Genomic DNA, 19,152 nt, shown 5'->3' with positions numbered 1-19,152 from the left:
CGGGATTGATACCGGTTAGCATAGCACCGGCGTTGGAAAATCACTGTCATCTTAGTGACAACTGAAGGATGGAATGGATAGCAACGATAGTGTAGACCGTGCCGTGCCCGAACTCGACAGCCACGATTGGTTCACGGCCCTCGATACCGGGCATCAGGCCCTGTTGCGCGCTGGCAGCGTGATCCGGCATTTCGAGGCGGGCGCCTTCATCACGCGGCGCGGCGAACCGTCGGCGCACTGGATCGGCGTGCACACGGGCTTGATCAAGTTGGCCGTCTACAATGCCGATGGACGCGGCGCCACGTTTTCCGGCGTGCCGGCCGGTGGCTGGTGCGGCGAGGGCAGCGTGCTCAAGCGCGAACTGCGCCGCTACGACGTGGTGGCCGTGCGCGCATCGCGCATCATCCTCGTGCCGGTGGACCTGTTTCACCTGCTGCTGGCCGAGAGCCTCTCCTTCAATGCCTTCGTCATCCGCCAGCTGAATGAACGCATGGGGCAATTCATCGCCACCATCCAGAACCAGCGCCTGCTGGCCGTCGACGCGCAAGTGGCGCAAGCCATCGCGCAACTGTTCCACCCCATGCTATACCCGCGCACGTCCAGCGTGCTTGAGCTGTCGCAGGAAGAAATCGGCTTGCTGACCGGCATTTCGCGCCAGCGCGTCAACCAGGCACTGGGCCATCTGGCCGAACTGAACCTGATCAACATTGCTTACCAATCCATTCGCGTCGTCGACCTGGACGGCTTGCGCCGTTATGGCGTGGCGTCGCTGTGATGACAGACCGGACGCGCGATGTGTGGCATGCTGGCGGCTCGTTCACCACCTTGACCTGACGCATGGCCCTCGTTTCCGATCATCCATTGCACCTGCTGGGCTTGCGCTTTCCGCTCCGGTTGCGCGTTACCGTGCGCCAGGGCTTTGTGACCTTGCACAATGAAATCACCACCAAGAAACTGGCCAGCGGCGACAGTTTCGTCGTGCCTGCTTTCCTGCGCTTTGCCTGCGACGTGATGCCGGGGCGGGGCAAGCCGGCCGTGTTCACCCTGGCGCTGGAAGGCGATGAGCCCGATGGCGGACACGGCGGCGGCAAGCGCTGGAGCCAGGCGCTGGCGCAGCACATCTTTGATACGCCGCAAGGTAAGTGGACGGCTGCGCGCCTGGCGGCCCTGTGGCAAGTGACGCCGCACAAGGCCAGGGCGCGCCTGTTTTCCGAAGGCGAGGCATTGCTCAGCCTGGTGCGCGAACAGCGCCTGGCGCACGCGCTGCACACGGCGGCGCAAGCGGATGCCGAGGGCGGGCACGGCGAGCGCGACCTGGCGCAAGTGGCGGCCGGCTCCGGCTTTGCCTCGATCCCCGCGTTTTGCGATGCCTGCGTGGACGTGGCGGGCGTGCGCCCCAGCCTGTTCCTGCGTGGCCAGGCGGGCGCGCCTGCGCAACGCGATAGCCAGACTCCGTTATAATCGGGGCCATGGGATCATTATTGAAGCGCAAACAGTGGCATATGTGGTTCGCCTGCCTGGCGATACTGCTCAATGCGCTGTCGCCATCCCTGTCGTATGCGTTTGCTTCGCTGCATGCGAACGCGAACAATGCCGCCGTCGAGATTTGCTCGGCCAGCGGCGCCGTCTACACGCAAGCGGACCTGGCGCCAGCCGCCAAATCCACCACTGATTCCGTGCTGCACCACATCGAGCATTGCCCGTTCTGCATGAGCCATGCGGGCAGCGCGGGTTTGCCGCCGTCGTCAGCATCGCCGCTGCCCGTGATCACGGGCCACGACCTGTATCCGCCATTGTTTTACCAGGCGCCGCGGGCCCCGTTCGCCTGGCTGGCCGCCAGCCCGCGCGGCCCGCCTCTGGCTGCCTGAATACACCCGTCACGCCTTCCACGTCTTAACTGTATCCACTACGCCCATCGGGCCAGAATGCCATGAAACGTCGTCTTTTTCTTCTCGCCGGTACGGCGGGATTGCTCACGCTTGCCGCTTGCGAACCAGCGCCGAAACCCCATTACAACGGCCTCGACTTGACGGGAGGCGATTACAAGCCCGACTTCAAGTTGAGCGGCCCCGACGGCAAGGTCTACACCCTGGCCGATTTCAAGGGCAAATATGTGATGGTCTTCTTTGGCTTTACGCAATGCCCGGACGTGTGTCCGACAGCCCTGTCGCGCGCGCTGGAAATCCGCCAGAAACTGGGGCCGGATGCCGATAAGCTGCAAGTGATCTTCATCAGCATCGACCCCGAGCGCGACACGCCCGAGCTGCTGGGCGAATACATGCGCGCCTTCGACCCCAGCTTCCTGGGTTTGCGCACGGACCCGCAGGCGACGGCGCAGACGGCCTTCAATTACAAGGTATTCTACCGCCGTGTGCCGAGCGGCAGTTCCTACACGATGGACCATACGGCCATCAGCTATGTGCTCGATGCCGAGGGACGCATGCGCCTGGGCCTGAAGCACCAGTTGACGGGCGACGAGTGCGTGCAGGATATCAAGACCCTGATGAAATCGAAATACACCTTATAACCATACCTAGGAATGATCATGACCCATTTGAAAACCCTGCTGGCCACGGCCACGGCCCTGGCCGTGCTGTCCTTCTCCGCCGCTGCCCAGACTTCCGTGCAGATTACCGACCCGTGGGTGCGCGCCACCGTGCCGCAGCAAAAAGCCACGGGCGCCTTCATGCAGATCACGGCGCCGAAAGCCATGCGCCTGCTGGAAGTGCGCTCGCCCGTGGCCGGCGTGGCGGAAATCCATGAAATGAGCATGACGGACAATATGATGCGCATGCGCCAGGTCAAGGAAATCGCCTTGCCAGCCGGCAAAGCCGTCGAACTGAAACCGGGCGGCTACCACGTGATGCTGCTGGAACTCAAAGGGCAGGTGAAGGCGGGCGACAAGATCCCGCTGACCCTGGTCGTCGAAGGCGAGGACAAGCGCCGCGAAACGATCGAAGTCAATGCCGTGGCCCGTCCGCTGGGCGCCACCTCGACGTCATCCGCGATGCCGGCGATGAAACACTAAGCTAGAGCAATACCCTTGCAAAGCCCGGTTCGCCGGGCTTTTTTGCGTCCATTTGAAAATTAAACAGCTGTTTGATACAATGCTGAATAATATTAAACAGCTGTTTAAGTGATGGGAATGGCATGACAGAAGAAGTCGAAACGGCGCGCACGCGCATCCTGCAGGCGGCGGTCCAGCTGTTTGCCGACGAAGGCTACAAGCTCGCGTCCGTGCGCAGGATCTGCGAGGCGGCCCACGTCAACGTGGCGATGGTTAACTATTATTTTCATGGTAAGGAAGAGCTGTACCTGGCAGCCTTCGACCATGCGCGCGCGCTGGCGCGTGCCTCGGCCGCTGCCGCGCCGGAGGCAGGCCCGGCGGCGGCCGTGGCGCCCGTGGAACAGTTGCGCCTGGCGATAGAAGCGATGGTCTTCGACATGCTGCGTCCGGGAGCGGCTTCGCTGTTCAGCCGCCTGGTGGCGCGCGAATTGATCGAACCCACGTCCGCCATCCACATGCTGGCAGACCGCGATGTGCGCGCGCACCATGCCCTGTTTACAGGATTGATCCGTGGCGTGGTGGGCGAGGCCATGCCGGCGGACGTGCTGCAGAAATGCGTGTTCAGCGTGATCGGCCAAGCCGTGTTCTATGCCCGTTCGCGCATCGTGCATGAACTGGTGGCGCCGGAAATTACCTATGACGAGACTGGCACTGCCAGCATTGCGCAGCATGTCGCCGCGTTCTCGCTGGCGGCCCTCGACGGCTTGCGCCGCCAATATGCTGTGCAGGCGGGCGCATGAAAGCGCGCAACCTGACCCTGGTGCTGGCCGGGCTGGCCATGCTGGGCCCGTTCGCCACCGATACCTTCCTGCCGTCATTTCCCGCGATCGGCACGCATTTCGACGTCAGCAGCGTGCTGGTGCAGCAGACCCTGAGCGTCTACCTGGCCGCCTATGCCTTCATGACCTTGTTCTACGGCACCTTGTCCGATTCGTTTGGCCGCCGTCCCGTGATCCTCGCTTCGCTGCTGATCTTTGCCGTGGGCTCCATCGGCGCCGCGTTTGCCCCCAGCTTTGGCTGGCTGCTGTTCTTCCGCGGCATGCAGGGCGCCTCGGCGGGGGCGGGCAGGGTCATCGGCCAAGCCATCGTGCGTGACAGTCTGTCGGGCGCGGCCGCACAGAAGATGCTGGCCAATATCATGATGGTGTTCGGCATCGCGCCCGCCATCGCGCCCATTATCGGCGGCTGGTTGCACGTGGCGTATGGCTGGCAATCGACGTTCGTGTTCACCTTTTCCGTCACGGTGCTGCTGTTGCTGGCCTGCCTGAAAGGCTTGCCAGAAAGTTTAGCCGTCGAGCAACGTCAACCTTTTCACCCAGGCAACATCGCGCGCAATTACTGGCTGGCCTTACGCCACCGGGCGTTCCTGCTGCGTTCGCTGGCCGTGGCCTTTGCGTTTGGCGGCTTTGCCCTGTACATCGCCTCGGCCCCGCATTTCATCCTGGAACTGCTGCACCTGCCGGAAACGGCCTTCGGCTGGATGTTCATCCCCATGGTGGCGGGCCTGGTGGGCGGCTCGGCGCTGTCGGGCAAGCTGGCCCATGCGGTGAAAAGCGCCGTGCTGGTGCGCTGGGGCTTGCTGGCCATGGCGGCCACGGGCGCGCTCAACATTGCCTACAACCACTGGTTCGCGGCGAGCATCCCGTTCGCCGTCGTGCCCGTGATGCTGTACGCGTTCGGCATGTCGCTGGCCTTGCCGGGCATGACCATGTCGACGCTCGACATTTTTCCGCAGATGCGGGGCCTGGCTGCCTCCTTGCAAAACTTCGTGCAAATGCTGGTGTTTGCGCTCGTGTCCGGTTTTGTCGCACCGTTGCTGTTCGACAGTGCGTTCAAATTGGCGCTGGGGCAGGCCTCTGCCGTGGCGCTGGCCGCGTTTTTCTGGTGGCTGGGCACGCGCCAGGACGCGGCGCAGGGTGTGATGAGTATTGCCAAAACGGCATGATCGGAGTTTGAAAAGGTAGGCATGCTTCCTGCTTTGTTACACTGTGACAATCAGACCCACGCTGCGGGCACAGCAGCACGCGCGCGGGTCTAAGCAGTTTTGCAACTTTACCTTTGGCTATCATGCACTTGATTAACTCCAGTTTGAACCACGCATTGCGCGTGCCGCTGGCGGCGGAAATCCATTCGCGGCCGTTTTTGCAGCTCGATGCGCCCGAGCTGATCACCCATCTGGCCGTGTACAAGGATGACAGCGCAGCGCCCGGTGCGTCGAATATGGCCGCCCAGCATGCCACCCTGGCGGCCCTGTGCACGCATTTCGGCGTCACGCCCCCGGCTGCCGAAGCCAAGTATTTTTATTACGACTTTGGCCGCTTCCGCCTGAAATGGGAATGCCACACGGAATTTGCCACGTTTACCTTCGCCGAGCATCCGGGACAGGCCTTGCCCCTGGAACAGGCGTTCGAGCGCATGCCTTTGGCGCAATTGCCGCAGCAGTGGCTGGTGGGCTTGAAGGGCAAGCTGATGGTGGCCGCGCACGTGGTGCTCGAGCAGGCGACCGAACCGGCCGAGATATTCATGCAGGGCTTGTCGCGCGTGTTCGAGGGCAATACCCTGGCCGGCAGCAAGGTGCTGCAAGGCGGCGAATTGTGGACGGATTTCACCATCCAGTCCGATGGCTTCAGCCGTTTCGTCATCCGCGATGCGGGCATGCGCTCGCAGCAGTCGGGCCGCCTGGTGCAGCGCGTGCTGGAAATCGAAACCTACCGCATGATGGCTTTATTGGGCTTGCCCTACGCCATGCAGGCGGCGCCATCCTTGAATGCCATCGAGAACGAACTGGCCACCCTGGCCGCCGCCATGGTCGACACGGACGACGCCCCGGGCCTGGTGAAGGCCGACGAGGGTGTTGCCGAGCAAGCCTTGCTCGACCGCATCACGCGCCTGGCCGCCCGCATTGAAAAGCTGTCGCTCGACAATAGCTACCGTTTTTCCGCCTCGAAAGCCTACATGGGCCTGGTCAAGGCCCGCATCGACGAGTTGCGCGAAGTGCGCATCGAAGGCATACCCACGGTCGAGGAATTCATGGACCGCCGTTTGACGCCCGCCATGAACACGTGCGAAGCCATGGCCAGCCGCCAGGAAGCGATGGCGCAGCGCATCGCCAACACGAATGACTTGCTGCGCACGCGCGTGGGCATCGTGCAGGAATTGCAGAACCGGCAAATCCTGCAATCGATGAACGCCCGCGCGGCGCAGCAGCTGCGCTTGCAGCAAGCGGTGGAAGGCTTGTCGGTGGCCGCCATTTCCTATTATGTGATCGGTCTGTTCAGCTACACGGGCAAGGCGGCCAAGGTGATGGGCTTGCCCGTGAATCCGGAAATCCTCGTCGGCGCGCTGGTGCCGTTCGTGGCGGCCGCCGTGTGGCTGGGGCTGCGCCGCATGCACCACAAGCTGCACGCGGACTGAACAGGACGACATCGCGCTGTCATTTTTGCTATCTTTCAACATTCGACCGTCAGGTGTTTTGAAAAGGAAGTTGCGTGCTAGCGAATGTTGGAGATGTTTACAGTGTGTTTTCGTCCGAGCTGCAGCAGTATGTGGCTTGCCAGGTCACCCGCATCAAGGATGCATCCTCGTCCAGGCCCGTAGCTGCCGTGCTGGAGCTGGACTGGACCGGTGACGCCTTGCCCGATGCGGCGGCCGTGCAAGCCATGCGGCCGCTGCTGTGCGATTATTTCTTCTGGAATAATCGCCACGATCACTGCTATGCCACGGCGAACGTGCCGCCTGGCTATACGCTGGTTGGCAATATCGCGCCGCTGGTGGATGTGGAAGTCAATAGCTACCGCAGTGCCTGGTACGTGGGCGACAGCGTGCTGCGCCAGCGCAACTGGGAGCGCATCGATCCGCTGCGGCGCCAGCGGTTCAAGGCCGCGTCGGACAAGCGTGAAGTGACGCTGGGCGGCCAGGTCTTCCGGCAGGACGCGACGAAAATCAATGACAGCGTCTTGCAGGCGCTGGGCGACGTGTCCGAGCTGGAGCAACTGCCTTGCCTGATGTCGATCGAGACTGGCAACGGCACGCAAGCCTTGATGGAGTTTATCCAGGGCAATCCCTTCATCAATGAGCTGGACTGGCAATCATCGACGGTGCATGCGCTCGACTTCAGCGGCAGCGGCTTGAGCCGCCTGATCCTGCAGCCCGATGGCGTCACCAGCCTGGTCTTGAACGAAGGCTTGAGCCTGCTCGCGCTGCGCAGCGCGCCATCGCCGGCGCTGCGCATCGACGATGGCGCGGACGGCCGCCACCTGACACTGCAGTGCACGCACGCGCTGCCGCCGTTCCACGGTCTCGACCAGTTGGGCGGCCTGTCGCTGATCGGCATGAAGGACGTTGATCTGGCGCACGTAGCGCAGCGTTTTCCCCATCTGACATCCTTGCGCATCTGGGGCAAGCCGGGGATGGCGTCGCAGATGGCCAGCCTTGCGCGGCTGACCGAGCTGCGGACGTTCACCGCCTATGACCTGTTCGGTTTCACGGCGGAGGAATTTCCATCGGCCGCGCAATTGCCGAAGCTGTCGGCCTTGTGGCTGACCAGCTTGCCAGCGGATGTCGCCAAGGCCATCAAGGCCGGCTACAAGACAGCGGCGGCGCTGGGACTGGACTTGTCGGTGACCAAGGCACGCAAGCCGGAATGGCTGGCGGATAACCTGCTCAACCCGTTCCGCGATTGGGATGGCCGCGAGCATATTTCCCCCGCGTATGCGAAAAAGGCGGCGCTGGCCTACAAGAACATGCTGGCCGTGACGCGCGGCATCGATGCCGCCATGCAGGCGACGGCGGCGGCCGCCGCGCTGGAAACGATGGTCGCCGCCTATGTGGATGCCTTCAACAAGATCGAGCGGCGCACGAGCATCATCGAGACGGTCGAGCGCGAGGAAATCTACACGGTGCTGGCCGAGCTGCTGGCCCAGCTGCGTGGGCAGCTGGGCGGGCAGGGCGCCACGCTCGTCGATGAGGCGGCCTTGCTGGCGCTGTTCGACCGCTTGCGCGAATTCTAGACCAGTCCAGCAGTCTAGAAAAAAAGTTCTAGACATTGAGTTCTAGACTGGGTATTCTAGCGGCATGTTAAAAAATACCTCCACTCCCCATCCCACGGCCGCCGAACTGGACCTGCTGCGCATCCTGTGGCAGCGCGGCCCGTCCGACGCCCGCGCCGTGTATGACGCGCTGGCCGCTGAGCGTGCCGACGCCAGTTACGCCACCGTGCTGCGCCAGTTGCAACTGATGCATGGCAAGGGCTTGCTGAGCCGCGATGAAAGCCAGCGGCCGCAGCTGTATGCGGCCGTCGAAGCGCAGGAAAAGTTGCAAACGAGTTTGCTCAAGGACTTGATCGGCAAGGTGTTTTCCGGTTCCGGCAAGGCGCTCGTGCTGACGGCGCTGCGCGAACACGTGAGCGACGCGGAACGCCTGGAAATTGAAAAAATCCTGCGCAGCAAGGATGGCGGCGCGCCATGAACCTGGACCTGGGCATAGAGTTGGGCAACCTTGTCCCTGCGCTGGGCTGGGTCTTGCTGTATTTTGTCTGGCAGGGCTTGATCGTCGGCGCCGTCTCCGCTGTATTGCTCTGGCTGCTGCGCCACGCCAGCGCGCGCTGGCGCTATGCCGTGTGCGCGCTGGCGCTGCTGCTGTGCCTATGCATTCCCTCGCTCCACCTGCTGTCTCTGCTGTCGGGCACATCGCCGGCCCAGCTGCCGATGGCTGCGCCGCCCGCCTGGCGCGCCGCGTTGCAAGCGTGGATGCCGGCCCTGGTGCTGGCCTGGAGCGCCGGCGTTGGCCTGATGAGCTTGCGCCTGTGCCTGGGCCTGGCCTGGGTCGGCAGGCTGCGCCGCCAGGCTGTGGCGGCCCCCGCCATCTGGCAGGCGCGCCTCGATGCGTTGGCGCTGCGCATGGGCTTGCGCGGCAGTCGGTCAGTGCCGCTGAAGCTGCATGCAGGCCTGGCCAGTCCCGTGACGGTGGGTTTCTGGCGCCCCGTCATCCTGCTGCCGGCCGCCTTGCTGAGCGGCATGCCCGTCGCCCTGCTCGAAGCGCTGCTGGCGCATGAACTGGCGCATGTGCGGCGCTGGGATTACCTGGTCAACCTGTTGCAAAGCGTGGCCGAGGCGCTGCTGTTTTTTCACCCCGTCGTCTGGTGGCTGTCGGCGCGCATGCGGGCCGAGCGGGAACAGGTGGCCGATGCCCTGGCTGCGCAGGCGCTGCAAGACCCGCAGCAGCTGGCCACGGCGCTGCATGCGCTGTCCCTGCACACGGCTGCGCCGCAGCATTCCCGCTTGCTGATGTCGGCACGGGGCGGGGCGTTGCTGACGCGCATAGAACGCCTGATGGCGCCTGGGCTGGATACTGCCGGCTGGAAACTGGCCGTACCCGCCTTGCTGCTGGCCTGCGCCACCCTGTTGCTGCAGACGCAGGAAAAGCCCGCAGTCAGCGGGGCGATGCTGGCCGAGGCTGCCGCCGGCATGCTGGCCTTGCCCGTCAGCGCGAAACACATGCTGGTATTCGATGACGCCAGCGGCAAGGTGTTGATGGCGAAAGATGCGGATGCCGTCGTGCCCATCGCCTCGATCACCAAGCTGATGACGGCCATGGTGGTGCTCGATGCGGGACTCGATCCCGATGAACAGTTGCGCATCGTGCGCGCCGACGGCGATGCGTCGTTGCAGCGCCACAGCCTGCTGGCCGATGGCGTGGCCGTGTCGCGCGGCGCGCTGCTGCAACTGGCCCTGTTGCCGTCCGAAAACCGCGCCGCCGCCGCGCTGGCGCGCACCTATCCCGGCGGCAACACTGCCTTTGCGCAAGCGTTGCAAGCGAAGATCCGCCACCTGGGCTTGCGCCGCACCACCTTGACGGACCCCGTCGGCAGTTCTCCCGCGAATATGTCCACTGCCAGCGAAGTGGCGAAGATCGTCGCGGCGGCCGCGCGCTATCCGGACATCGCGCGCATCACCAGCCACCCGCAGGCGAGCGTGGCCGTCAATGGCAAGACGCGCACCCTGCACAACACCAATCCGCTGGTGGGCGGCAAGGGCTGGGACATTCTGCTGTCCAAGACGGGCAGCAGCAACGAGGCGGGCAGTTGCCTGACGATGCGCATGCGCAGCGGCGGCAAGCACGTCACGGTGGTGCTGCTGGACGCCGACGGCGCGCAGCGGCGCTCGCTCGACGCCGGACACATCCGCGACACCCTGGCCGGGAGCCCAGGCCGCATGCATTGATACCCCCCCCCGGGCGCGCCAGTGCGGGCGCCCACCTTTTTACACTCTGGAGATGAAGATGACACTATTGGCGAAGTTGATGCTGGCTACGGTTGCGACCATGGCGGCTGGTTCGGTGCAGGCGAAGACCCCCGCACCCATGCAGGATAAACCTGTCGATTGCGATAATTGCAAGGAATGGAACGCGCCCGTCAAGCCGTTCAATATCTATGGCAATAGCTGGTATGTGGGGACGGCCGGCCTGTCCGCCGTGCTGGTGACGAGTCCGCAGGGCCATATCCTGCTCGACGGCGCGCTGCCGCAGTCGGCGCCCCTGATCGTGGCGAATATCAAGACGCTGGGCTTTCGCATCGAGGATGTGAAAGTCATCCTCAATTCGCACGCCCATTGGGACCATGCGGGCGGCATTGCCGCGCTGCAGCGGGCCAGCGGCGCCACCGTGATGGCCAGCGCAGCGGCCGCTCCGGTGCTGCAAAGCGGCACCAATGGCAAGGATGATCCGCAATACCAGGCCAATCCCGTCGTGCATGTGGCCAAGGTGCGCAAGGTCAGCCTGGTGGGCGAGGGCGATACCGTCAAGGTGGGCCCAGTGACCTTGACGGCCCACATGACGCCGGGCCACACGCCGGGCGGCACGACGTGGACGTGGACCTCGTGCGAAGGCGACCGCTGCCTGGACGTCGTGTATGCGGACAGCCTGAACCCGTATGCGAGCGGCGATTTCCGCTATACAGGCAAAGGCGCGGGCAAGGGTGGCACGCCTGACATTTCGGCCTCGTTCGAAGCGAGCATCGCCAAGGTGGCCGCCTTGCCATGCGACATCATCATCCCGGTCCATCCGGGCACGACGGACGTGCTGGGCAAGGCCGCCAAGCGCAGCGGCACGGACAATCCCCTGATCGATGCGAATGCTTGCCGCGCCTATGCGGCCGAAGCGGGCGGCTTGCTGGCCAAGCGCCTGGCGAAGGAACGGGGCGTCGCGCTGCCTCTTGAGGCCAAGGGCGCGGCGCACGCGCATTAAACGGTTTTACCCTGACGCCTGCCGCTATTTTTGCAGGCGTTTCAGGAACACCGTCATTTCCTTGACGGCTTGCAGGTCGCCTTGCTGCTGGGCCACTGTCACGCCCGTGGTCCAGGCCGCCTGCGCTTCGTCCAGCCGGCCAAGCTGGTGCAAGGCTTTGCCCAGCAGCTTCCAGGCGGCGGAATAGCCGGGCTGCTGCACGGTGGCTTGCGCCAGGTGCAGGGCCGCTTGCTCGGCGTCATTGTCTTTCAGGCAGGCGTCGCCCAGGCCAAAGCGCAGCAGGGCGTTGTCGCGCCCCTGCGCCAGCAGTTTTTCCAGATTTTCACGCATTCCCGGCCTCATCAATATGCAAGTTTATTCTTGCATATTAACGCTTCGGCGCGCGGGAAACAAGCCGGCGTTCAATCCTCCACATCCACCACCAGCTTGCCGCGCGCGCTGCCATCGATTTGTGCCGCATGCGCATCGTGCACCGTACGCAAGGTAAAGCGGCGCGGGTCGAGCCGCACCTGCAGCTTGCCAGCCTCGATCAGCTTGTTGGCTTCGCGCAGGATGGCGCCATGGCGCGCATGGCCCTGGCCGCTCAACAGGGGCAGCAGGGTGAACACGCCCGAATAGCTGGCCGCGCGCGCCGTCAGCGGGCTCAGCGCGAACGTGCCCCAGCCGAGGCAGCTGACGACGTGGCCGCCATAGATGCGTGCCGCCTTGAAACTGGCGTCCAGGGTAGCGCTGCCCACGGTGTCGTAGACGATGTCGAAGCCGGCGCCGCCCGTGTGTTCGGCCACGTAGTCATCCACCGTGCTGGTGCGGTAATCGATGAAGCGGGCGCCCAGCGCCTCGATGGCATCGCGGCTGGCCGCGCTGCCCGTGGCATACACCGTGGCGCCAAGGGCGACGGCCAGCTGCACGGCCATATGGCCCACGCCGCCCGCGCCGCCATGCACGAGTACGCTGTCGCCTGCCTGCACGTGGGCGCGGTCGACCAGCCCTTCCCAGGCCGTGATGAAGACGAGGGGCAGGGCGGCCGCTTCGCGCATGCTCAGCGCTGGCGGCACGGGCGCCAGCAGCGCTGCGTCGAAGACGCCGTACTCGGCCAGCGAGCCCTGGATGCCGCCGATGCCGCCCGCCATGCCATAGACTGTTGCGCCAACGTGAAAAGTCGTCACGCCATCGCCGATGGCCGCCACCGTGCCGGCCATGTCGATGCCGAGGATGGCGGGCAGGCGGGGCCGGGCGTGTGGGGCGGCGCCGGCGGCGATCTTCGTGTCCAGCGGATTGACGCCGCTGGCGGCGATGCGCACGAGGACTTGGCCGGGGCCGGGCTGCGGCACGGGCAGGTTGGCCATGCTCATGGGGGCGGCAAAGGTGTTGAGGATGAGGGCTTGCATGGGATTCTCCGGTGGTTGATGCCCCAGTCTAGGCGGGGACGGTCCAAAGAAAAATGGGGCGCATCCCGATGCACTATTTCAGTATCGTGGATAATCGCCGGAATCAAAGAATTACAGGAGACTGGCATGGACAGGCTGGAAGCAATGCACGTGTTTTGCGCCGTGGTCGAGGCGGGCGGCTTCAGCAAGGCGGCGCAGCGCCTGGGTATTTCCACGTCGTCCGTGACGAACCAGGTGGCGGCGCTGGAAAAGCACTTCGGCGTGCGTCTCTTGCAGCGCACCACGCGCAGCATGTCGCTCACGGCCGAAGGCCGGCAGTGCCATGCGCAGGCGCGCCAGGTGCTGGCCGACATGGCGGCGCTGGAAACGAGCTTGCTGCAGGCGGCCGAGCGGCCATCGGGCAGCTTGCGTGTGGACATGCCCAGCAGCATCAGCCGCAACCTGGTGGCGCCCGCCTTGCCCCGCTTTACCGCCGCCTATCCCGACATTTCCCTGCGCCTGACCGTCAGCGACCGCCTGGTCGACATGGTGGAAGAGGGCATCGACGTGATGCTGCGCATCGGCGCACCGCAGGATTCATCGCTGGTGGCGCGCAGCCTGCTGAACATGGATTATCTGTGCTGCGCCTCGCCCGCCTTTGTCGCCCGGCATGGCACGCCGCGCACGCCGCAAGAACTGGACCAGTTTGCCTGCCTGCATTTTCTGTACCCGAAATCGCGCCAGGTGCGGCCCTGGCTGTTCCAGGCCGGCGAGGGCGATGCGGCGTATGCGCACACGCCGCCGGCCGCCCTGGCCTTCGACCATATCGAATCGATGATCGCCGCCGCCCAGGCCGGCTGCGGCGTCGTCCAGGCCCTGTCCGTCTCCGTGTTGCAGCCCTTGCGCGAAGGGACTCTGGTGCCCGTGCTGCAACCGTTCCGCACGCGGGGGCCGGATCTGTGGGCGCTGTTCCACCCGCGCCAGCTGCGCGCGGCCAAGGTGCAAGTGTTTGTGGAGTTCCTGGCGCAGATTTTTCACGAAGGCTTTAATGAGAATTGATTATCAATTATAATGCAAGCCTATTGCATTGAATTGTCCATTGTCAGGAATCCCATGTCCGTGTTTTTACGCCGCCCCGTGGCGCTGTTGCTTGCCGCCACCAGTCCCCTGACGCTGGCAGCTGACCCCGCTGCCGACAAGCCTGACGCGCAGGACGTTGTCACCGTCAAGGCCGAGCGCCAGCATTACCGCAGCCTGTCCGCCACGGGCGCCACCAAGACGGATGCCTTGCTGATGGATTTGCCGCAAAGCGTGCGCGTGCTGACCGGCGACTTGCTGCGCGACGCCGGCGTGACGACCCTGGCCGGCGCGCTGGACCTGGCCAGCGGCATCGCGAAGCAAAGTCCGCTGGGCGGTTTGTGGGACAGCTATGCCATGCGTGGCTTTACGGGCGACCCGAATTTCGGCTCCGACTACATGGTCAACGGTTTCAGTTCCAGCCGCGGCTACAACGGCATGCGCGACGGCGGCAATACGCAGGCTATCGAAGTGCTGAAAGGCCCCGCGTCGGCCCTGTACGGCCGGGGCGAGCCGGGCGGCACGGTGAACATCACGACGAAGAAGCCGAAATTCGCGCCCGAGTACAGCGCCGATGTGTCGTTCGGCAGCTTCCAGACGCGCCGCGCAGCTTTGGATTTGACGGGACCGCTGAGCGCCACCATCGCCTACCGCCTGAACGCGGCGCATGAAGAAGGGCACAGTTTCCGTGATACCTTGAAGGTCGAGCGCAGCCTGTTTTCTCCCTCGTTTCTCTGGCTGCTGGGCGAGCACACGACCGTGTCGTATGAAATCGAAGCGGTGCGCCAGCGCGCGCCGTTCGACCGCGGCGTGGTGGCCGTGAACGGCCAGCTGGGTCTTGTCCCCGTCTCGCGCTTCCTGGGCGAACCGGGAGACGGGCCCATGACGGTCAAGTCGCTGGGGCAGCAGCTGTTCATCCACCACGCGCTGTCGGAAGACTGGACGGTGCAGGCAGGGGCTTCCTACCGCGACAGCGAATTGAGCGGTTATTCGACCGAGGCGAACAAGCTGCTGGCCGATGGACGCACCCTGAACCGCCAGCGCCGCCACCGTGATTTCTCCGCCACCGACGTGTCGGCCCGCGTCGAAGTGCTGGGCAAGTTCAGGACGGGCGCGCTGGCGCACGAGGTGCTGGCCGGTATCGACGCCTATCATTTCGACGACCACCGGGTGCAGCTGCGCCGCAATCCTTCGGCCGCGAATGCCTATGCCATCGACATCTTCAATCCCGCGTATGGCGGCAAGGCCGATCCGCTGGCCCTGTCCATCGACACGCAGGAAGGACAAAAGGCGCGCGGCCTGTATGCGCAGGATCAACTGGATCTGGGCGCGCAATGGAAGGCGCTGGTCGGCGTGCGCCACGATACGTACACGCAGGACGTGACGAACAATCGCCTGAACGTGAGCAACCGCCAGTCGCTGTCGGCCACGAGTCCCCGCGCGGGCCTCGTCTACCAGCCGTCGACAATGTGGTCGCTGTATGCAAGCGCGGCCAAGGGCTTCCGCCCCAACAGCGGCATCAGCATCGCCAACCAGGCTTTCCCGGCAGAGCGCAGCCGCTCGTATGAACTGGGCGCCAAGCTGGAAACGGGCAAGCTGACGGGCACCGTGGCCGTGTACGACATCCGCAAGAGCAATGTGCTGACGACGAATCCCGCCAACACGGATTTCGCCATCGCGGCGGGCGAAGTGGGCAGCCGGGGGCTGGAACTGGACGTGTCGGGTGAAGTGGCGCGCGGCTTGCGCGTCTCGGGCGCCTATGCGTACACCAACGCCACCGTCACGCGCGGCGACAATACGATCGTGACGGGCAGCCGCTTCGCCAACGTGCCGCGCCACAGCGCCAACCTGCTGGCCACCCAGCAATTTGCGCTGGACACGGGCACGGCCAGCGTGGGCGGCGGCGTGCAATATGTGGGCGAGCGCCTGGGCGACGTGGCCGTCAGCAGCCAATTTACCCTGCCGGCCTATACGACGGCCAGATTGCTGGCGTCGTATTCGCCCAACGCACAATTGCGCCTGGCCCTGAACGTGGAAAACCTGTTCAACCGCAGCTACTATGCGAGTTCGTATAGCCAGCTGTGGGTGGCGCCGGGTGCCGAGCGCACGGTGACCTTGCATGCCCATTACCGTTTTTAAGCAATTACTATGACATCGACTTCTTCTGCCACCCTGCGCACCCGCATCGCCGTCATCGACGTGCTGCGCGGCCTCGTCATGCTGATCATGCTGTTCGACCATGTGCGTGAAACTGTCTTTTTACACCACCAGGTCAGCGACCCGATGGATGCAGCCAGCGTCGATCCGGCCCTGTTCTTCACGCGCCTGGCCGCCCACGTGTGCGCGCCCATGTTCGTTTTCCTGACGGGCTTGTCCGCCTGGCTGTATGCGCATCCGGCCGCCGGGCCCCGCAGCGCCACGGGCTTCTTGTTCAAGCGGGGCTTGCTGCTGGTGGTGCTGGAATTGGTGTTCGTCAATTTCGCCTGGAGCGGGGCGTTTCCGCCAGCCGTGCTGTATCTGCAGGTGATCTGGGTCATCGGCCTGGCCATGATGGCGCTGGCCGTGCTGCACCAGTTGCCGTTGAAAGTGCTGGCACTGTTGGGCGTGGCGATCATCGCGGGCCAGCATTTGCTCACGGGCTTGCGCGCGGAAGAGGGCAGCTTTGGCTATTATTTGCTGACGGTGCTGCTGCAACGGGGGTATCTGGTGGCGGACGGCGCCATGAAGATCAAGGTCAGTTATCCGTTGCTGCCGTGGATAGGCGTGATCGTGCTCGGCTATGCGGCCGGGCCCCTGTATGCGCGCAGTCGTTCGCCGGAGGGGCGGCGGCGCCTGCTGCTGGCGCTGGGCGCAGGCAGCTTGCTGTTGCTGGCCGTGCTGCGCGGTTGCAATATCTATGGTGAAACCCTGCCGTGGGTGGCGGGCGACACGGTCTTGCGCACGGCCATGAGCGTGCTGAACTTCACGAAATATCCGCCATCGCTGGACTTTTTGCTGTTCACCCTGGGCCTGGGTATGCTGGGCCTGGCCTGGCTGGAGTCGCTTGACAACTGGTTCACGCGGGCTTGCGCCACCTTTGGCGGCGCGCCCATGTTTTACTATCTGCTGCATTTATACCTGCTGCTGGCCATCGGTCTCGCCTTGACAGCCGTGCTGGGCGCCAACCACGGTGCCCGGTATGGCGTCGAGCATGTCTGGCAAGTGTGGCTGATCGCGCTGGCCCTGATGCCCGTGCTGTACTTTCCCTGCCGCGCGTTTGCTCGCTACAAGCGTTCGTCGCAGCAGGCGTGGGTGCGCTATTTCTGATCAAGAATAACGCTTTAAAAACCGTAGCGAGCGGAAGTGAATTGTGGCCTCGGCGCGGAACTGTGCAAGAGCACAGTGAGCACCGCAGGCCGCAAGTCGCGACGCACAGCAGGTTTTTACGCGTTATTTGCAATACAGCCTGTCAATGCTGTGCGACGACGCCAGGTAATGCCGCGTTTGCCAACCGATGGCCACCCTGTAGGCGCACGGCGGATCGAGCGCCACGTTGACGGGGAAGCCGCCATTGTTGCCTGATAAATGCGGCCCGCCCGCGCCGCCGCGGAACAGATAATTGCTCGGTGGTGGCGGCGGCGTGAAGCTGGCGGCCGGCAACGGTGGTGGCGGATGCTGGATGCCGTTGTTGTTGGAAATCGTGATATTGAAAAAGCGCAGATGCGGATGGTCGATCGTGTACAGGATATGCACGAGGCCGCCCGCGATGGGGTTGCAGGCATTGCTGCGCAGCTCTTCCAAGTCCAGTGCCACGATGACGGGCGAGTTGTCGAAGACGATGGAATCGAGCCCGTCCGTCGCCACCAGCGCCATGGTATTGCCATCGCGCACCTCGAAGCCCAGGCGGTAGCGGCGTATCGGTTCGCTCTCGGCGGCCGTCAGGCTGCGGCCCGCGTCGAGGATGGGCAAGCCGCCCGGCAGCTTGGCCGGATGCAGGCTGGTGATGGCCGGCGTATTCACGGTCAGCAAGTCAAACGTGCGCAGGAAGATGCTGGGCGCCACGTTGACGACGGCCGTCGTGCCGTCGCGCATGTCCACGGTGACGGGCTTGCCGTCCACCCGTATCCAGCCGCCAGGCTGCAGATCGCCCGCGTCGATGATGACGGGCGCCGAATCGCCGAGACCCAGTCCGTTTGTATAAAACACATAGCCGACGTGCGTGCCGAGGATTTGCGTGAGCGGCGCCAGGCTGGCGGGTGCCACCGTGGGGATGGCTGCCGGGTCGTCGCTGCCGCCGGGCCAGGACCATTCGCCGATCAGGAAACGGTATTCCAGCGGGTTGGCGGGAATGGCGCTGTTGCGCAGCGGGCAATTGCCCTTCAAGGTGACACCGCCGGCGAACACATACGAGGCTCCGGCGCCGCCCGCATAGCCTTGCGCGGAAAAGCCGGACAGCGAGGGAAACGGGTGGATGTCGAAGATTTCCACCTGCTGCCAGTGGGGCACGCCTTCCACGTCGGGCGGCAAGACGTCTTTCGAACACAATTCCACGCAGAAGCAGTGGCCCACATTTTCGCGCCCCGGCTGGCGTCCGTTGGCTTGCGTTTCCGACAGGATCGTCACGCTGCCCAGCTGCGCCGTGAAATACACGTCTGGCCCGCTGGCGAATTCCACGTTGATGAATGGCGAGAAAGGCGTCAAGGTGAAGTCCGACGTCAGGTAATCGATGCGGAAGCGCCCGCTGGCGTCCGTCACCGCCACTCCCAGCGCATCGTCCTGCAGCCAGTCCGCGTCGAACGCCCGCACGGTGGCGCCGGCGATCGGCGCGTGGGGAGCGTCGCAGGTGCGCAGCCGGCCGCAGATGGTCCAGGCGCCGAAGCGGGCGCGCACCAGGCACCAGAAGCGTTGCGGCAGGCAATAATCCCAGACGGCGAGGAAATCGTTCTCTACCTGGCGCCAGCGGGGCTGGATGGTGGTGATGGAAAACTGCAGCGGCACGGGGTCTTTCGGCCCCGGTTTCAGATGCGGCACGGTGGGGCACAGGATATCGACTTCGACGGCCTCGCCCCGATAATCGTCTTCCAGGGTAAAACTGTAGTTGCCATTGTCATCCGTGCGCGCTTCGGCCAGCAGGAAGGGCGCTTTCGCCTGCACTTCCTCGTCCGTGAGGATGGCGAAGGTTTCCTTGGCGCTGGCCACGGCCAGGGCCGTGACGTTTTGCGACTCGCGCGGCCGGTACAGGCGCACGATGACGTGGGATAAGGCTTCAGGACACTCGGCACAGATCAAGCCGCACAGCTTGCCCCGCAGGATATAGGCCATGATGGCTCCCTTGCTGATGTGGACGGCGCACCGCTCGGAATGGCGGCGCTGTTACCAAGCTAGCAAATGGGCGGCCGACAGGATTGATCTGGCTTAAAC

Annotated in this window: 18 protein-coding genes; 15 read left to right on the top strand and 3 right to left on the bottom strand. The window is 64.3% G+C overall.

The genetic code is table 11. The annotated features are described in order from the left end of the window. Positions 1 to 73: 73 nt before the first annotated feature. From IGS58_RS16420 to bla, 12 genes are all read left to right on the top strand, one after another. Positions 74 to 775 (top strand): Crp/Fnr family transcriptional regulator, encoded by a 702-nt coding sequence (locus tag IGS58_RS16420; protein ID WP_230522057.1) that lies wholly within the window; start codon positions 74 to 76, stop codon positions 773 to 775. A 62-nt stretch (positions 776 to 837) separates the two neighbouring features. Further along, positions 838 to 1,461: a hypothetical protein gene (locus IGS58_RS16415; RefSeq protein ID WP_070258971.1), complete on the top strand. Its 624-nt coding sequence runs from the start codon at positions 838 to 840 to the stop codon at positions 1,459 to 1,461. A gap of 20 nt (positions 1,462 to 1,481) precedes the next feature. Further along, on the top strand, positions 1,482 to 1,868 hold the full coding sequence (locus IGS58_RS16410) for a DUF2946 domain-containing protein (protein WP_230522056.1): 387 nt from the start codon (positions 1,482 to 1,484) through the stop codon (positions 1,866 to 1,868). A 62-nt stretch (positions 1,869 to 1,930) separates the two neighbouring features. Beyond that, the gene (locus IGS58_RS16405; RefSeq protein ID WP_070279155.1) at positions 1,931 to 2,527 is read left to right on the top strand and encodes an SCO family protein; all 597 of its coding nucleotides are present in this window, start codon (positions 1,931 to 1,933) and stop codon (positions 2,525 to 2,527) included. A gap of 18 nt (positions 2,528 to 2,545) precedes the next feature. Continuing rightward, positions 2,546 to 3,028, top strand: a complete 483-nt coding sequence (locus tag IGS58_RS16400) for a copper chaperone PCu(A)C (protein WP_230522055.1) — start codon at positions 2,546 to 2,548, stop codon at positions 3,026 to 3,028. 122 nt (positions 3,029 to 3,150) lie between these two features. Continuing rightward, positions 3,151 to 3,807 (top strand): CerR family C-terminal domain-containing protein, encoded by a 657-nt coding sequence (locus IGS58_RS16395; RefSeq protein ID WP_099387382.1) that lies wholly within the window; start codon positions 3,151 to 3,153, stop codon positions 3,805 to 3,807. Beyond that, a complete protein-coding gene (locus tag IGS58_RS16390) occupies positions 3,804 to 5,012 on the top strand; it encodes a multidrug effflux MFS transporter (RefSeq protein ID WP_151094513.1) in 1,209 nt (402 codons plus the stop codon). Before IGS58_RS16395 ends, IGS58_RS16390 begins: the two co-directional genes overlap by 4 nt. A 122-nt stretch (positions 5,013 to 5,134) precedes the next feature. Beyond that, positions 5,135 to 6,481 carry a DUF3422 family protein gene (locus IGS58_RS16385; protein ID WP_230522054.1) on the top strand — a complete coding sequence of 449 codons (1,347 nt, stop codon included), beginning with the start codon at positions 5,135 to 5,137 and terminating at the stop codon, positions 6,479 to 6,481. Positions 6,482 to 6,585: 104 nt separating this feature from the next. Continuing rightward, entirely contained in the window at positions 6,586 to 8,076 is a 1,491-nt protein-coding gene (locus tag IGS58_RS16380) for a hypothetical protein (protein WP_230522053.1), read from the top strand. A 64-nt stretch (positions 8,077 to 8,140) separates the two neighbouring features. Beyond that, the gene (locus IGS58_RS16375) at positions 8,141 to 8,533 is read left to right on the top strand and encodes a BlaI/MecI/CopY family transcriptional regulator (RefSeq protein ID WP_034757543.1); all 393 of its coding nucleotides are present in this window, start codon (positions 8,141 to 8,143) and stop codon (positions 8,531 to 8,533) included. Next, on the top strand, positions 8,530 to 10,287 hold the full coding sequence (locus IGS58_RS16370; RefSeq protein WP_230522052.1) for a M56 family metallopeptidase: 1,758 nt from the start codon (positions 8,530 to 8,532) through the stop codon (positions 10,285 to 10,287). Before IGS58_RS16375 ends, IGS58_RS16370 begins: the two co-directional genes overlap by 4 nt. 79 nt (positions 10,288 to 10,366) lie before the next feature. Beyond that, positions 10,367 to 11,308: a subclass B3 metallo-beta-lactamase gene (bla, locus tag IGS58_RS16365; RefSeq protein WP_230522051.1), complete on the top strand. Its 942-nt coding sequence runs from the start codon at positions 10,367 to 10,369 to the stop codon at positions 11,306 to 11,308. Positions 11,309 to 11,332: 24 nt separating this feature from the next. On the opposite strand, the gene IGS58_RS16360 is transcribed toward bla, so the two are convergent. After that, the gene (locus IGS58_RS16360) at positions 11,333 to 11,638 is read right to left on the bottom strand and encodes a tetratricopeptide repeat protein (RefSeq protein ID WP_230522050.1); all 306 of its coding nucleotides are present in this window, start codon (positions 11,636 to 11,638) and stop codon (positions 11,333 to 11,335) included. A 71-nt stretch (positions 11,639 to 11,709) separates the two neighbouring features. Beyond that, complete coding sequence (locus IGS58_RS16355) at positions 11,710 to 12,696, bottom strand: zinc-dependent alcohol dehydrogenase family protein (RefSeq protein WP_230522049.1); 987 nt, start codon at positions 12,694 to 12,696, stop codon at positions 11,710 to 11,712. Between the two features lie 126 nt (positions 12,697 to 12,822). Here IGS58_RS16355 and IGS58_RS16350 point away from each other — a divergent pair, with 126 nt between their 5' ends. From IGS58_RS16350 to IGS58_RS16340, 3 genes are read left to right on the top strand one after another with little or no spacing between them, the layout of a single operon-like run. After that, on the top strand, positions 12,823 to 13,734 hold the full coding sequence (locus tag IGS58_RS16350) for a LysR family transcriptional regulator (RefSeq protein ID WP_070258952.1): 912 nt from the start codon (positions 12,823 to 12,825) through the stop codon (positions 13,732 to 13,734). Between the two features lie 54 nt (positions 13,735 to 13,788). After that, a complete protein-coding gene (locus IGS58_RS16345; RefSeq protein WP_230522048.1) occupies positions 13,789 to 15,891 on the top strand; it encodes a TonB-dependent siderophore receptor in 2,103 nt (700 codons plus the stop codon). 9 nt (positions 15,892 to 15,900) lie between these two features. Then, positions 15,901 to 17,058, top strand: coding sequence for a DUF1624 domain-containing protein (locus IGS58_RS16340; RefSeq protein WP_230522047.1), 1,158 nt, complete (start codon positions 15,901 to 15,903; stop codon positions 17,056 to 17,058). A gap of 123 nt (positions 17,059 to 17,181) precedes the next feature. Here IGS58_RS16340 and IGS58_RS16335 read toward each other — a convergent pair whose 3' ends face one another. Then, a complete protein-coding gene (locus IGS58_RS16335; RefSeq protein ID WP_230522046.1) occupies positions 17,182 to 19,053 on the bottom strand; it encodes a carboxypeptidase-like regulatory domain-containing protein in 1,872 nt (623 codons plus the stop codon). Positions 19,054 to 19,152 lie beyond the last annotated feature (99 nt).

It is taken from the genome of Janthinobacterium sp. EB271-G4-7A (genome assembly GCF_020858075.1).
Taxonomy (GTDB): Bacteria; Pseudomonadota; Gammaproteobacteria; order Burkholderiales; family Burkholderiaceae_D; genus Janthinobacterium; species Janthinobacterium lividum.
This window is presented reverse-complemented; position numbering and strand designations above follow the sequence as displayed.